The organism is Pseudomonas fluorescens (assembly GCF_900215245.1).
Classification (GTDB): domain Bacteria; phylum Pseudomonadota; class Gammaproteobacteria; order Pseudomonadales; family Pseudomonadaceae; genus Aquipseudomonas; species Aquipseudomonas fluorescens.
Genome location: NZ_LT907842.1, coordinates 3,255,615 through 3,271,179 on the forward strand (window position 1 = coordinate 3,255,615; position 15,565 = coordinate 3,271,179).

A 15,565-nucleotide genomic window follows, 5' to 3' on the forward strand; every position below is an offset into this window, starting at 1 on the left:
GTTGCCCGTTCAAGGGGCGGCTTTGTTTTGCTCCCCCGGCGTTCTTTTGTATCAGGGCAGGGGTCAGAGCGCTTCCCGCTGCTGCGGCGTAGCTGATCAATTACGTATCGTTCGGCATCGACAGCACACTTAACCTAATGAATTGATATGCCCGTCTTATGCCAAACAAAGGCAGTTGTCAGGCAGGCCCCGCTTTGTCTAAAACACAGCGGCCTGGGTGCTGTTGGTAATGAAGTTGTAGTGCGTTAACTGTGTTTTTTATAAGAATTCATGTGTGAGCAAACCCTCGTTAGCAAGGAGAAAGAAGTGCCGTCCAAGGAAATTTATACACTGGCGTGTGCAGGGCTCAAGAAGTTGGCGCTGAACCAGGAATGTCGCAACGCATTCGATAAAAACTCTTTATTTTTCAAATTGTTCGAACAGGCTGCCCATCGTTATATTATTGCCTCTGACGCGCAGGAACTGAACCGTAAGCTGCACACATTGGCGGCTAAAGGCTACCAACTGGGTGTGGAGTATGTGGGTGAAGAGAATCATGACCCACACGTGGTACAGCGCTTCGTCGGCGAGTACCTGAGTGCCGTTCAACGGTTTGCCGACGCGGGTTTAAAACCACAGTTGGGCTTTGATTTAAGTGCTGTGGGGATGCTCATTTCTCAGGAAACAGCTTATCGCAATGCTTCGGCTATTTTGGCGGCGGCGGCTCAACACGATATTCCTGTAATGATCAGTATGGAGCACTCTTCGGCTGTCGATAAAATTCTGGAAGTGTATGCCGAACTTGCACCGGCTCATCTCAATGTGGGTATTACCGTACAGGCGCACCTGCACCGAACCGTCAATGACTTACCGCGCATCATCAGTTATGGGCGTAAAGTCAGATTGGTCAAAGGGGTTTATAACGAATCGCTCGATGTTGCTTTGCCCCGTGGTGAAGAACTGGATGATCGTTACTTGATGTTGCTTGATAATTTACTGGCCGCCAGTGTTCCAGTGAGTTGTGCAACGCAGGACCCCAACTTGATCAAGCGCCTGTTCGCGGGCGGTTATAACTCGAAGATCGAGGAGCTGGAAATGCTCCACGGCGTCCAGCCTGAGGTATTACGCAGCGCCAGGGAGGCAGGCCTGAACTGTCGGATTGCTGCGGTCTATGGCGACAGTTGGTACCTGCATTTCCTGCATCGTCTGGCCGAGTCGCCGGACAACGTTCTCGAGGCGCTTGCCGACTTCTACGACCCTTCCCGTATCACGTTTGGCGCAGGTTACTAACGGAGCAGTTATGTTTATCGATCTCAGAAGCGATACGGTCACCAAGCCAACGGAAGGCATGCGCAAGGCCATTTACAATGCGGAAGTCGGGGATGAATGTTTTGGCGAAGACCCGAGCGTGCGTGCGCTTGAAGAGTTTTGTGCCAATTACTTCCAGAAGGAAGCGGCACTCTTCACCACGGGCGGCACCTTGAGCAACCAGTTGGCTATCAAGTCCCTCACTCAGCCGGGCGATGAGATTTTTCTGGATGCGTCCTACCACATCAACTATTACGAGGCCGCAGCAACGTCAGCGTTTTCGGGGGTCAACTTTTCGCTGTCATCCCATGAAAACGGGTTGTTTGACGTCAGTGACCTTGAAAAGCTTTATGCGTCCCGCTGCCGATGGAATCAGAACTACGCCTTGCCTCGCGTGGTAGTGATTGAAAATACCCTGGGATGCAAAGGCGGCGCGATCTTCCCCTTGGCGCAGATGAACGAAGTCTTCAGTTATGCCAAGTCGATCGAAGCCTATCGTTACCTGGATGGTGCACGCATCCTCCACGCCTCTATCGCGTCCGGCATTGATGTGACCTCGTACACGGAAAACGCCGACCTCATGTCCATGTGTTTGTCCAAAGCACTGGGCGCACCTGTTGGCTCGATCATGGTGGGCACCAAGGCGTTGATACAGCGTGCCAGGAAATACCGTAAGTGGTTTGGCGGCGATCTCCATCAGGCCGGCATGATGGCTGCTGCCGGGCTTTATGCCATGCACAACAATATTGAGCGCTTGGCCGAGGACCATGAACATGCGGCCCTGCTGCATCGTTTACTCAGCGATATCGATGAGACGCCTGCGCATTACAAGGGCACGAACATGGTGACGCTGGACGTTTCTTCGCTGGGGGTGACGCCGATGCAATTCAGTACTTTCCTGAGCCAGCAAGGTGTTGCCGGCTTGCCCTATAACGCGCGGGAAATGCGCTTTATGCCGCACATTAATACCAGTCGTGCTGATGTTCTGAAGGCCGCCGGCATTATTAAAGCCGCTGTACGGGAACTGACGTCAGCGCGGGAGCTCGCCAAGTGATTTATAAGAAAAATATTGTTCTGATCGTCGATGCGTATTCGATTGGCAGTTTGATCGCGCCCGCGTTCATGTCACGCGGGTACGAATGTGTGCATGTGCGCTCGACCGCCGAAGTGAATGGGTTTTACGAAGCTTGGTTCCGCACCGGGGACTTCATCCACGACATACTTTACCGTTCCGATGCCGAACTGCAGCAGGCACTGTCCGAGTACAACGTGCAGTTCGTACTGGCCGGTTGTGAGTTCGGCGTTGAGTTGGCCGCTCACCTGGCTGCGCAATTCAATGTTGCGCGCCATAACAACCCGGCCCACGCTGTGCGCTGGCGTGATAAGTATCAAATGCACGAGGCCTTGTCGCGGGCGGGTGTGCGTTCGATCAAACACTTCAAATCGGACGCGTTGCCGAGCATTCTGGAGTGGGTCAAGGAGCACGATATGTTACCGGTGGTGTTGAAGCCGGTTAAAAGCGCGGGCTCCGACAACATTCATATTTGTACGCAAGTCAGCGACATTGAACACGCCTTTGAGGTCATCAAATCCAGCCGCAATATCTTCCTGGAAAGTAATGAGACGATTCTGGTGCAGCAATATCTGGATAACTCGGATTTCAAATCCGAGTTAATGCTGAGCAAATCCAAGGACGTCGATATCGAATACTGCGTGAATACCGTGAGTGTCGATGGGCTGCACTATGTCAGTGAAATTATCCGCGTTTACCGCACCCGTATCGGTGCCTCGCCGGTGCATGACTACAACCAGCTGATGTGCCCGGTGGACAATGCCGACGTCTACAGCCGACTGTCGGGGTACATCTTTTCCGTGCTCGACGCCTTGGGTATCCGGCAGGGTGTGGGGCATAGCGAATTGATGATTGTCGATGATCAGCCCGTGTTGCTTGAGACGGCTGCGCGCATGCCGGGCGGCATCGATCTGTCGGCCTATACGCGTGCCTTGGGGCATAACCAGTTGAGCTTGTGGATTGACTCGCTGGTTAACCCTCAAGCGTTTCTTGATTACCGCCAGCAGCCGCGAAAAAAACTCTACTTTCATTCCAGCTGTGTGTTTCTGATCGCTCGCCAGGAAGGGCCGATCAAACGTCAACCGGACATCACGTCGTGGAAGGCGATCCCGGGCGTGCACAGCATAAAAATCCAGGACGAAGGCGTGCTTAAGCAAACGATTTCCCTGGAAAACTGCCCAGGTCACGTATTCATCCTCGATAGCAACCGCGCGAACATTCAGAACAGTATCGAATTGCTGCGTGAGCATGAGCCAAATGTCTACAGGGAAATGCTGGCATGAAAGAAGTCTCGGAGGGGCTGGTAATCCAGAGTCAAGCCAAAGTCTATGACCGGCCAGTGATCCTGCTGCTGTCGGCGACCTTCATCTTGACCATTGCCCGGGCGCTCGCGCTGCCCTATCTGGTTATTTACTTCTCTGAGGCGTTCGGTCTGGGAGTGGCGGATATCGGCCTTGCGGTAGGCGGGGCGTTGATCGTCAGTTCAGTCCTAGGGGTGTATGGCGGGTTTCTGGTGGACCGTTTCTCCAACTACCGGATCATGCTCGCTGCCGCCACAGTGTTTGCCCTCGCGTTTGCCGTGGCGTTCCAGGTCACCAGCCTGGTGCCGTTCATCGTCGCGATTGTGGTGGTGAACCTTGCCTATGCGGTGGTGGATATCGCGGTGAAATCCGGCATAGGTTTCCTGGTGGCACCGGACAAGCGCGGCGGGGTGTTCTCGCTGAAGTACACCTTGACCAATGTCGGCTATGCCGTAGGCCCTTTTCTCGGTGTGCTGTTTGCCAACGTCAGTCCCGGCTTGCCGTTTGCGGTGGCCGCGCTGATCGGCGCAGTTTTTGTCGTGCTGTATGCGCTGGTGGGGGCGCGAATTCCTCGGCCGTCGGGCGTGGAAAATGGCGCGCAGGGGCCACGTTTTGCCAGTGTGTTGATGCATTTGGTGAGGAACTACCGACTGGTGTGTTTCACCATTGGCGGTATTCTCAGTGCGATCGTCTTCGGGCAATTCACTGCTTACTTGTCCCAATACCTGATCGTGACGAGCGACCCGCAAAACGCCTATCAGATAATCAACTACCTGGTGACGACCAACGCGTGTGTGGTTATCAGCCTTCAGTACCTGATTGGCTCTCGGATCAATCAGCACAATATGTTTCGCATGTTGATGCTGGGAATGCTGTTCTTCGTGGTCGGGCTGATGGGCTTTGCTTATGCACACGTCCCTGTTGTCTGGGTGATCGCGATGATTGTTTTTACCGTGGGCGAAATCATCATCATACCGGCGGAATACTTGTTTATTGATTACATTGCGCCCGAGGATATGCGCGGCGTTTATTACGGCGCGCAGAACTTGTCGAACCTCGGCGCCGCGCTCGGGCCGGTGTTATGTGGCATGGCGTTGTCGTTGTATGCGCCTCAGGCAATGTTCTATGTATTGTCCACGTGCATCGTGTTGGCCAGCGTTTTCTATTTTATGGGTTCACGGCACGGGGCTGAGCGATGATCCATTTCAATACGGCAGGTGCGGGGCGCGTTTCCTCTGAAACACTGCGTTTGATGCAGACTTACTTGCAAGAGGAATATGCAAACGGCGCCTATGAAACCGAACTGTCTCACGCGGCAACGCTGGACGGCGAAGTGTATGAAAGCATTGCTCGATTGCTCGGCGCCAAACCCCGCAACATTGCACTGTTCGAGGGGGCTACCAAGGCCTGGGTCACGGCGCTGAACGCGCTGAACTGGTCCTGCGGTGCGCGTGTCGTGGTCACGCCTTACGAGTACGCCGGCAACCTGATTGCGCTGTCCGAGTTACAGCGCCGCCACGGTGTCGTGATTGACGTCATGCCACTCTTGCCAAATGGCGACCTGGATCTGCAATGGCTCGCGCAGCACATGAGCGCGCAAGTCATGCTGGTCTCGGTGGTGCATGTGCCTTCTTGCTGCGGCATCGTGAATGATGTCGAGGCGGTGGGTCGTATCCTGCGCGATTTCCCCTGCTTCTACTTTGTCGATGCCTGTCAATCTGTGGGTATGCTGCCTCTGGACATGCTGGCAATTGGCGCTGATGTGCTGACGGCTGCGGGCAGAAAGTTTCTTTGCGGGCCTCGAGGCACGGGGTTTGCCTACCTGTCCGATGGTTTCCTGGCGGTTGCACAACCGCGCTTCACTGACCTGAGCAGAGCCTGTGTGGATGCCCGGGGGGGCGTAACACTGGGGGCCGATGATGCTCGGCGTTATGAATACGCCGAACGCAACAATGCGGCGGTTGTTGGGTTGAATCAGGCGATCAAAGAGCGCCTGTCGGTGGCCTACAGTATTGAGCATGGGCTGTACCGACACCTTTATCAGCAATTGGCACAGACCGCGCACATCAATGTGATCGCGCCGGGTACGCAACAGGCAGGAATTATTGCGTTTACCCATGATCGCTGTTCGGCAACCGAACTGGTCGCTTATATGCGTGCGCAAGGTGTGAACAGCTGGCCAGGTTATGCCTCGCACACGCCGTACTATATGTTGGGGCAAGGGCATGATCGTTTCGTACGCTTGTCAATTAACAACAAGAACACGCCAGAGGATGTCAGTGTGTTTATGAAGTTGTTGGCAGAGTTGTAACAAACGCACGGTATAAAGTTGAGGGAGGTGCCGCGGGTTATGTCGCTGGTCATGTGAGGTGGCCAGGGGCAATAAAAGTACGCTTCTTATATCATTCAGTCGATCAGCCGAAACGTTAATAAAGTCCGAAAGTGACTACGGGTATTGATGGGTGACCATCCATCTCAAGTCGTGTGACGGGCTGCCATAATATCGCGTATCAGCGTTAGTTGCGCTGTGCGCCTCAAGTTGAGGAAAAGGAATTCTGATGGGTAACGTAAATAAATTTAACCCTGGCGTTGAACTGAAACAGCGACTGCGTGCACTGTACCAAAAGGACAACTGGCATTGGCTGTTGGCCGTATTGGCCGACGTGGCCGTTATCGTGTTAGCGGTCTATTTTGCCGATCGCTATAACATCTTGTACCCGCTGGCGATCCTGTTTATTGGGTCTCGGCAACGCGCCTTGGCTTCGCTGTTGCACGAGGCAGCGCACATGACGCTGACCCAAAGCAAGCAGCTCAACAAAATCATTGGCGAGTATCTGCTGGGCTATCCGATCTTTCAAAATTATGAGGCTTACCGCCGCTCGCATGTCCAGCTTCACCACCACAATCTCGGTGACCCCGATAAAGATCCGGACCATCGCTATTACATTGAGTCGGGCTTGTATAACGCGACCGACCGCTTCGATTTCCTGATCGGGCATTTGCTCAAGAGCCTGACACTGGCCAATACCTATCGCTACTTCCTCTACCTCGTGAAAAACCGTGCCGGGGACGTTGTGGCCAATCCGTCACAGGGCGTGAAACTGTTGGCAACTCACGCCGTGTTGCTGTTGGTGTTCAGCTACTTCATGAGTCCATGGGCCTATGTATTGTTTTGGCTGGTGCCGTATTTCACGGTGTTCCAGGTGATTGGCTGGTTATCCGAAGTCTCCGAGCACTTCGGCAGGTTCGGTGTCTACAAAGAAGAAGTGGAGCTCACCCGTAACCGTTTTCCTGCGTTGCTGGAGCGCTTGATCATCGGAATGCATGGCGATAACTACCACCTCACCCATCACCTGTTTGCCGGTATTCCGTTCTGGAACTTGAAGAAAGCACATGACGTGTTGATGGACGATGAGCGTTACGCGGCTGCCAACCGAGGTTGCGGTGGGATATTCACAGCCAAGGGCGATGCCAAATCCTGCATTGGTCAGATATTCGAGGCTTATCGCAGCGGTAAAATCAGCGCGGTCTTCGTCACCGAGTAATACGTTGACAGCTAAAGCCCTAGTGGGGGCTGTCATAACCGCTTCATCCGGCCATGGTTAAGTTTCCCCTTTGACTATTCAGAGGGCACCTGCATGAGCCACTTCGACTTAGGCCGTCGCCGCGTGATGCAAGCCGTCGGCGCCGGTCTGTTGCTGCCGGGCCTGGCCCCGGCGGTGATCGCCTCGGTGAAAGACCGGCCGCAACTCACCGATGGTGTGCAGTCCGGCGACCTGCTGGGCGACCGCGCGATGATCTGGAGCCGCAGCGACCGCCCCGCGAAGATGGTGGTGGAGTGGGACACCCGCAGTGTGTTCAGCAACCCGCGTAAATTCATCTCGCCGCTGGCCGACAGCCGCACCGACTTCACCGCCCGCGTCGAACTCACCGGGCTGCCGGTCGATCAGGCGATTTTCTATCGCGTGCACTTTGAAGACGCCCAGACCGGCGTCGCCAGCGAGCCGTGGTTCGGCCACTTGCGCAGCGTGCCGCAACAGCGCCGCGACATTCGTTTTGTGTGGAGCGGCGATACCGTCGGCCAGGGCTTCGGCATCAACCCGGACATCGGCGGCATGCGCATCTACGAAGCCATGCGCCTGCGTCTGCCGGACTTCTTTATTCACAGCGGCGACACCATCTACGCCGACGGCCCGGTGCCCGCGCAGCTGACTGTTGAAGACGGCCGCATCTGGCGCAATATCACCACCGAAGCCAAGAGCAAAGTCGCGCAAACCCTCGATGAATATCGCGGCAACTACCGCTACAACCTGCTCGACGAAAACGTGCGCCGCTTCAATGCCGAGGTGCCGCAGATCTGGCAGTGGGACGATCATGAAGTGGTCAACAACTGGTCGCCGAGCAAGCAATTGGATGAGCGTTACCAGACCAAGGACATCAACACCCTGGTCGGCCGCGCACGCCAGGCCTGGCTGGAGTATTCACCGATGCGCCGGCAGAGCGCCGACGGTGGCGGGCGGATCTATCGCAAGCTCAGCTACGGCCCTTTGCTGGATGTGTTCGTGCTGGACATGCGCAGCTATCGCGGCCCCAACGATGACAACCTGGGCGGCGCAAAACCCTTCATCGGTCGCGAGCAACTGGACTGGCTCAAGCGCGAACTCAAGGCGTCCCAGGCGCAGTGGAAAGTCATCGCGGCCGACATGCCCATCGGCCTGGGTGTGCCTGATGGTGAGGTCAGCCCCGGTGTGCCGCGCTGGGAGGCGATTGCCAACGGCGACCCTGGCCCGGCCCAAGGCCGCGAGCTGGAGATTGCCGAACTGCTGGGCTTTCTGCGCGCTCAGCAGGTGCGTAACCATGTATGGCTGACGGCGGATGTGCACTACTGCGCGGCGCATCACTATCACCCTGATCGCGCGGCGTTCCAGGATTTCGAGCCGTTCTGGGAGTTTGTAGCGGGGCCGTTGAATGCCGGGAGTTTCGGACCGAACCCCTTGGATAAAACCTTTGGCCCGCAGGTGGTGTTCGAGAAGGCGCCGCCCGCGCAGAACACCTCGCCGTTTGCCGGTTTTCAATTTTTTGGTGAGGTGCAGATTGATGGGCAGACGGCGGAGTTGACCGTCATTTTGCGGGATTTGGATGGGGTGTCAGTGTTCGAGCAAAAACTGCAGCCGGTCTGATTTGAAATGCAATCAAATGTGGGCGCGGGCTTGCTCGCGAAAACGGAGTGTCGGTCACCGAATCTGTCGACTGAACCACCGTATTCGCGAGCAAGCCCGCTCCCACATTTTGACCTGTGTCTTTTCAGCGATCAGTACACATCCCGACGATAGCGGCCTTGTTCAATCAAGCGCTCAACCGCCTCGCGGCCCAGCACGTCGTGCAGCACCTGATCCACACCCGTCGCCATGCCCTGCAAGCTGCCGCAGACGTAAATAGCCGCGCCATCGGCCAGCCATCGACGCAATACGTCCGCCGACTCGCGCAGGCGGTCCTGCACGTAGATTTTTTCCTTCTGGTCGCGGGAAAACGCCAGGTCCAGCAGGGCCAGGTCGCCGCTGGCCAGCCAGCCTTGCAGCTCGTCCTGGCACAGGTAGTCGTGGGCGATATTGCGTTCGCCAAACAGCAGCCAGTTGCGCTGCTGACCATCGGCAATGCGCGCCTTGAGCAAGCTGCGCAGGCCAGCGAGGCCGGTGCCGTTGCCCAGCAGGATCAGTGGCGCCGGTGCCTGTGGCAAGTGAAAACCACTGTTGCGGCGCAGGCGCAGGCTGATGCCGGAGCCGAGGGTCGCGTGTTCCGTCAGCCAGCCGGAGCCCAGGCCCAGGCTGCCGTCGGGGTGCCGCTCCTGACGCACGATCAGTTCCAGCACGCCGTCGCTGGCAATCGAGGCGATGGAGTATTCGCGCAGGCCCAACGGCACCAACGCGTCCACCAGTGCCTGGGCATGCAGGCCGACCAGGTGCGTGCGGTTGTCCGGCAGTTGGCGGGTCGCGAGTGCCTGGTCGAGGGGATGCGCCAGGCCGTCGAGCAGCACGCTATCGTTGCCGTTCAGGCCCAGGCCGGCGAGGAAGTGTTCAATCGCCTGGGGGCCATTGCGCGGCAGGATTTCCACCAGGTCACCGGCCAGCCAGTTTTGCGGCGACGGCGGCGTGAGGCCCAGCAGGTAGATGTTCGAGCCGACGCTGCCGCGGTTAAGCAGGGTGCGATAGGTCAGGGCCCAGTTGTCGTACTGGGCGGTTGGCCAGACCGTTGCCGGCGCGTGACCGGTGAGTTGGCCCAGTTGCTGCTGCCAGGTCAGCAAGGCCTCGGTGTCGCCGCTGTCAACTTCCACCGGGGCAAACAACGGGTTGCCGCCCTGGTGGGTCAGCCAAAAGTGCAGGCGCCGAGCAAAGCCGCAGAAGTGCTCGTACTGGCGGTCACCCAGGGCCAGCACTGAGTAATTCAGGCCTTTGAGCGACAGGTCCTGGCCGAGCACGCCGCGCTCAAAACCGCGAGCGCTGTCGGGGGCTTCACCGTCACCGAAGGTGCTGACCACGAACAGCGCATTTTCTGACCGGGTCAGGTCATCCTGGCTGACGTTGCCCAGGGGCTGCACATTCACCGGCATCCCGGCGGCCTGCAATTGCCCGGCAGTTTGCCAGGCCAGTTGCTCGGCAAAGCCACTTTGGCTGGCAAAGCCGATCAGCCAGGCCGGGGCGTCGCTGTGGTTGGCGCCGAGGCCTTTGCGGGCATCGCGAACCTGGCGCTTTTTGCGGCGACGGTCGAGGTACAGCAGCCAGCCGGTGATAAAGAACAACGGCATGCACAACGCGCTGACGGTCATGATGATGCGACCGACCAAGCCGAAGTAGCTGCCGGTGTGCAGCGCGTAAATGCTGGTCAGCCATTGCGACTTGAGGGTTTTGCTCGCGTACTGAGCGTGGGAGGTGACCTCGCCGGTGGCCGGGTCGAGGTTAATCTGGTTCAGTGCCCGGTCATGGGGCGATGATTTGAGCAGGTAATACACGATGGCCGGTTGTCCGGCGACGGCTGGCATGCGGATGTTATAGGCACTCAAACCGGGGCCGGCGTTGGCGTAGATGCTGCTCCAGATTGCCGCGTAGTTGGCCACTGGCGCCGGGCCCTCGGGCGGCGGGCCGTGCTTGCGCATGCGTTCGTTGTGCGGGGCGTCGGACAGCAGTTTGTTCAGGCCCTGGTTGTACCAATCGTAGGACCAATACAGGCCGGTCAGTGCGGCCAACAGATAGAGCAGCAGGCACCAGGTGCCGAACACCGAGTGCAAATCCCAGTTGAAGCTGCGGCCTTTTTTGCGCCAGTCCACGGTCAGCCAGGCACGCCAGTTCGTGACTTGGCGCGGCCAGCGCAGGTACAGGCCCGAGAGGCAGAAGAACAGCAAGATCAGCGTGCAGGCGCCGGTGATTTGCCGGCCGGTGTCGCCCATGGCCAGAAAACGGTGCAACTGCAGGATAAAGCCGAATACGTCCTGGCCGACGGCGTCGCCCATGTAGTCGCCCGTGTAGGGGTCGAAGTAGCGCATTTGGCCACGACGCTCGCCCGGCGGCGGGGTAAAGGACACGCGGCCGGCGTTGCCGCTTTCGCTTTCGACCCACAGCATCGACACGGTCTTGCCTTCGGTGGCTTCGAGTTTGCGCACCAGTTCGGCCGGTGGCAGCACGCCGGCTTCGCGTTTCTCGACGTGCAATACCGAGGGGTTGAGCGCCCGCAGCATTTCATCCTGAAACGAGACCGCAGCCCCGGTGATCCCCATCAACGCCAGCACCAGGCCGGCCGTAATGCCGAAGAACCAGTGCAACTGGAACAGGGTTTTCTTCAACACGTCTGACGGCCTCGCTCATCTGGGTAGTAGGTCACGGCGCGCATTATGCCGTGAGTTGTCGAGAAACATTCTGTTTTACACGCAAAAGCCCCACGCATCCGATGCGTGGGGCTTTTGGCTCAAGGCCGAGCGTGCTTAGAAGTGGAAGCTGGTGGTCAACAGCGCCGTACGTCCGGCCGCCTGGTTGGCAAAGTGTGCCGCGTAGGCTTTGTCGTAGTAGGTCTTGTCGGTCAGGTTCTGCACGTTCAACTGCAGGTCGACATTCTTGGTCAGCTTGTAGCTGGCCATGGCGTCGTAGCGGGTATACGCCGGTACGTACACCGTGTTGGCGGCGTCGCCGTAGACCTGGTCGACATAGAACGCGCCGCCGCCGATGGTCAGCTTGGGTGTGATGTCATACGTCGTCCACAGGCTGAAGGTGTTCTTCGGCGTGTTGGGCATTGCGTTGCCTTTGTTGGAGCCCGCGCTGATGACACCATTACGGCCGTTGAGACCGGCCTCCACCAGCTCGCTTTTCAGGTAGCTGTAGCCGGCGAACACTTGCCATTGATCGGTGAGTTTGCCGCTGGCGGACAGTTCGAGGCCGTCGACGCGAGACTCGCCGCCGTTCTGGTAGGTCATCGCGTCCACCAGGATTCGGGTGTTTTTCTTCTCGGTGCGAAAGACCGCAGCGGTCAGGGACAGGCGGCTGTGGAACAGGTCCCACTTGGTGCCCAGCTCATAGTTAACGGTTTCTTCCGGTTTCAGGTCGCTGGTGGCGGCACCGGCAGACAGTGGGTTGCCATCGGCACCTTCGCCGACCAGGCCGCCGGGCGGTGAGGCCGAGGTGGCGTAGGAGGTGTAGATGCTGCCGTTGTCCAGCGGCTTCCAGACCAGGCCGGCCTGCCAGTTGAAGAACTGGCTGTCGTCCTTGATTTTAGTGCGCCCGGCAGCGGCGTTGGTGTTGGCCACGGTGTCGAAGGTGTCGTAGCGCACGCCGACGTTCAGCAGCCATTTGGGGTCCAGTTCGATGGTGTCGAACACATAGGCCGCGCGGCTGGTGGCCTTGGTGTTGGTGCCCAGGTAATTGCGTTTGGCGCTGCCTGTCCAGGCGTCGTCCGGTGTCGGGTTGCTCAAGGATGTGCACTGGCCGCCCAGGCTGCCTTTGGCCACGGTGCAGGTGGGGTTGGTATTCGGGCTGACGGTGTAGCCGCTGATGCGGGTTTCTTCCCCAGTGAATTCCAGGCCGGTCGAGTAAGCGTGCTTCATGCCCGCCAGTTGGAAATTGCCAAATAGATCGGTCTGGTTGGTGGTGGTGTCAGTGGTCGACACGCGACTGTTGGCGCGACGCCACACAGTGCCGAACTGGTTGACGTTGTGCTGGCTGTCGTCCGGCTGGGTGAGGATGTAGTCCTGACCGGTACTGCCATGGCGCAGGGTGTTTTTCAGCGTCATGGTGTCGTTCAGGTCGTGCTCGATCGAGAACGTGCTGATGTCGGCGCGGGTCTTGCGGAAGTCGCGGTCCTTCAAACCATAGAAGTTACTGCTGTCGCCGCCGTCGGTCGGTTTGTCATGCACATGAACGGCTTTGGCGCCGCTGTTGCTATAGCCGTATGGAATCCCGGCGTCCGGCAGGTCGTTGCTTTCCATGTGGTAGTAGCTGACGTTGACGCGGGTCGGGGTGCCCAGGCCGAAGGTCAGCGACGGTGCGACGCCCCAACGGTCGTAGTCGATCACATCACGCCCGGCCACGTTTTGCTCATGGCTCATCAGGTTCAGGCGGAACGCGGCGGTGTCGAGGAACTGACGGTTTACATCAAGCACGTAGCGGCGGGTCTGGTCGGAGCCGTAGGTGAAACCGCCGTTGGTAAAGTCGCGGGCTTGTGGTGTTTTGCTGACCAGGTTGATGCTGCCGCCGGCCGAGCCGCGCCCGCCGAACGAGGAGTTCGGGCCCTTGCTGACTTCGATCGACTCGATGTCGAAGATCTCGCGGCTCTGGCCGCCGGTGTCGCGCACGCCATCAAGGTAGGTGTCGCCCTGGGCGTCAAACCCCCGAATGAACGGGCGATCGCCCTGAGGGTTGCCGCCTTCACCGGCGCCGAAGGTAATTCCCGGTACGGTGCGCAAGGCATCCTGCAACGAGGTCGCGGCGGTGTCCTTGAGGACTTGTTGCGGCACGACGGTGACCGAGCGCGGTGTGTCGACCAGTGGTGCGGTGTACTTCTGCGAAGACGCTTTTTCTACCTGGTAGGACGTGTTGTCCTGTTCCTGGCCGGTAATGCTGGTGGCACCCAGGGAGATGCTGTTGCGCTGGCCTTTTTGTTCAGTGCTTTCGGCCGCTTGCGCCATGTGGGCAGCAGAGCTGGCGCTGAGTGCAACGCCGATGGCCGAAGCCAGTACGCGTGGTGAACCGGCAGATATTTTTAGCGTAGTGCGCGACATGAGTTGTCCTTCCCCAAGGAGTTGAGGCCGCGGAATATAGGGTCAACAAGACTTGATATCAATTGCGATACATTGCTATTCGCACTGAATTTACATTCTTTACACTTTCCGCCTACGGTTTTTACCCGCTCGTTCGTCCCTGGGTTTTACAGGGAGGATAAGAATCAATACCATTGGCGCCTCTCTGATTTCAGGTATCGCCCCATGCTGCTGCACATTCCCGGCCTGTTCTCTCGCGAGGAGGTGCTGCGCATTCGCCAAGCCCTGGAAAACACCGAGTGGGCCGACGGTAAAATCACTGCCGGGCACCAATCCGCCAAAGCCAAACACAACCTGCAATTGCCCGAAGGCCACCCGTTGGCCAAGGAAATCGGCGCGGCAATGCTTGAGCGCCTATGGAAAAACCCGCTGTTTATGTCGGCGGCGTTACCGCACAAAGTCTTCCCACCGCTGCTCAATTGCTACACGGCGGGTGGCAGTTTCGACTTTCATATCGACAACGCCGTGCGTCAGCCCAGGGGCAGCCATGAGCGGGTACGTACCGACCTGTCGTCCACGCTGTTTTTCAGCGACCCGGATGAATACGACGGCGGTGAGTTGGAGATCCAGGACACCTTCGGCCTGCAGCGGGTAAAACTGCCGGCCGGCGATATGGTGCTTTACCCAGGTTCGAGTCTGCACAAAGTCAACGCGGTGACGCGCGGCACGCGGTATGCCGCGTTTTTCTGGACCCAAAGCCTGGTGCGCGAAGACAGCCAGCGCACCTTGCTGTTCGAGATGGACGGCGCGATCCAGCAACTGACCCGCGATGTTCCCGACCACCCGGCGCTGATCCAGCTGACCGGCACTTACCACAACCTGTTGCGCCGCTGGGTTGAGGTCTGACATGGGGTTTTTATTGCGCCGTGAAGAAGTCCTCACCGTCGAGCAATTGCAACGCATGCTCGATGACTCTCCGGTGCGTGCCGCCCAGGCCATCTTGATGGCGGCGAAGGAGGGCGTGGTCGACGCCCAGGCCCTGCTTGGGCAAATCCTGCTGGAAGGGCGCGGCATTGCACGTGATCAAGCGCTGGCGTTGCGCTGGTTCCAGATTGCGGCGCAGGGCGGGCATTTGATGGCCCGCAATATGGTCGGGCGTTGCCGGGAACATGGCTGGGGTTGCGCCGTCGACGAAGTCGCGGCCGCCAGCGAATATCGCCTGGCGGCAACGGCCGGGCTGGATTGGGGCCAGTACAACTACGCCAACCTGCTGGCCACCGGTCGCGGCGTGGCTGTAGATCAAGCGCAAGCGCTGGGGTTCTATCGCCAGGCGGCCGAGCAGGGCCATGCCAAGTCGATGAACCTTTTGGGGCGTTATCTGGAAGAGGGCCGGTGTTGCCCACAGGACCTGGAGTCGGCCGTGGCCTGGTATCGACGCTCAGCCGAAGGCGGGGATTTTCGCGGGCAGTTCAGTTATGCGGCGGTGTTGGCCGACAGCGGTCAGGTCGACACTGCGTTGGCGTGGTTACGCCAGGCACTGGCCGGCGGAAATCTCAAATTCCTGCGCACAGCCAGCAAGGCGTTGGCGGCGGCCGCCAATCCGCAGGTTCGGGCAATGGCCGAGGCCTACGAACAGCGCGCAACGACCCTGTCCTGACCCATAAAAAA

Annotated in this window: 11 protein-coding genes; 9 read left to right on the plus strand and 2 right to left on the minus strand. The window is 58.4% G+C overall.

The annotated features are described in order from the left end of the window. The first annotated feature begins 306 nt into the window (after positions 1-306). The 7 genes from CPH89_RS15115 (at position 307) to CPH89_RS15145 (ending at position 8,840) form a co-directional block, all read left to right on the plus strand. Positions 307-1,269: a proline dehydrogenase family protein gene (locus CPH89_RS15115; RefSeq protein WP_053254355.1), complete on the plus strand. Its 963-nt coding sequence runs from the start codon at positions 307-309 to the stop codon at positions 1,267-1,269. Between the two features lie 10 nt (positions 1,270-1,279). Continuing rightward, positions 1,280-2,341 carry a threonine aldolase family protein gene (locus tag CPH89_RS15120; protein ID WP_053254356.1) on the plus strand — a complete coding sequence of 354 codons (1,062 nt, stop codon included), beginning with the start codon at positions 1,280-1,282 and terminating at the stop codon, positions 2,339-2,341. After that, positions 2,338-3,642: a hypothetical protein gene (locus tag CPH89_RS15125; protein WP_053254357.1), complete on the plus strand. Its 1,305-nt coding sequence runs from the start codon at positions 2,338-2,340 to the stop codon at positions 3,640-3,642. Before CPH89_RS15120 ends, CPH89_RS15125 begins: the two co-directional genes overlap by 4 nt. Next, positions 3,639-4,859 carry an MFS transporter gene (locus CPH89_RS15130; protein ID WP_053254358.1) on the plus strand — a complete coding sequence of 407 codons (1,221 nt, stop codon included), beginning with the start codon at positions 3,639-3,641 and terminating at the stop codon, positions 4,857-4,859. The genes CPH89_RS15125 and CPH89_RS15130 overlap by 4 nt, the downstream gene beginning before the upstream one ends. Beyond that, complete coding sequence (locus CPH89_RS15135) at positions 4,856-5,971, plus strand: aminotransferase class V-fold PLP-dependent enzyme (RefSeq protein WP_053254359.1); 1,116 nt, start codon at positions 4,856-4,858, stop codon at positions 5,969-5,971. Before CPH89_RS15130 ends, CPH89_RS15135 begins: the two co-directional genes overlap by 4 nt. Before the next feature lie 247 nt (positions 5,972-6,218). Beyond that, positions 6,219-7,205: a guanitoxin biosynthesis L-arginine gamma (S) hydroxylase gene (gntB, locus tag CPH89_RS15140; RefSeq protein ID WP_053254360.1), complete on the plus strand. Its 987-nt coding sequence runs from the start codon at positions 6,219-6,221 to the stop codon at positions 7,203-7,205. Positions 7,206-7,298: 93 nt separating this feature from the next. Beyond that, a complete protein-coding gene (locus tag CPH89_RS15145) occupies positions 7,299-8,840 on the plus strand; it encodes an alkaline phosphatase D family protein (protein WP_053254361.1) in 1,542 nt (513 codons plus the stop codon). Between the two features lie 131 nt (positions 8,841-8,971). Here the strand turns inward: CPH89_RS15145 and CPH89_RS15150 are convergent, their stop codons facing one another. Continuing rightward, positions 8,972-11,497, minus strand: coding sequence for a PepSY domain-containing protein (locus tag CPH89_RS15150; protein WP_053254362.1), 2,526 nt, complete (start codon positions 11,495-11,497; stop codon positions 8,972-8,974). A 135-nt stretch (positions 11,498-11,632) separates the two neighbouring features. Next, positions 11,633-13,918, minus strand: coding sequence for a TonB-dependent receptor (locus tag CPH89_RS15155; RefSeq protein ID WP_053254363.1), 2,286 nt, complete (start codon positions 13,916-13,918; stop codon positions 11,633-11,635). A 204-nt stretch (positions 13,919-14,122) separates the two neighbouring features. Here CPH89_RS15155 and CPH89_RS15160 point away from each other — a divergent pair, with 204 nt between their 5' ends. Continuing rightward, positions 14,123-14,803, plus strand: coding sequence for a Fe2+-dependent dioxygenase (locus CPH89_RS15160; RefSeq protein WP_053254364.1), 681 nt, complete (start codon positions 14,123-14,125; stop codon positions 14,801-14,803). A gap of 1 nt (position 14,804) precedes the next feature. Beyond that, a complete protein-coding gene (locus CPH89_RS15165; protein ID WP_053254365.1) occupies positions 14,805-15,554 on the plus strand; it encodes a tetratricopeptide repeat protein in 750 nt (249 codons plus the stop codon). The last annotated feature ends 11 nt before the right edge of the window (positions 15,555-15,565 follow it).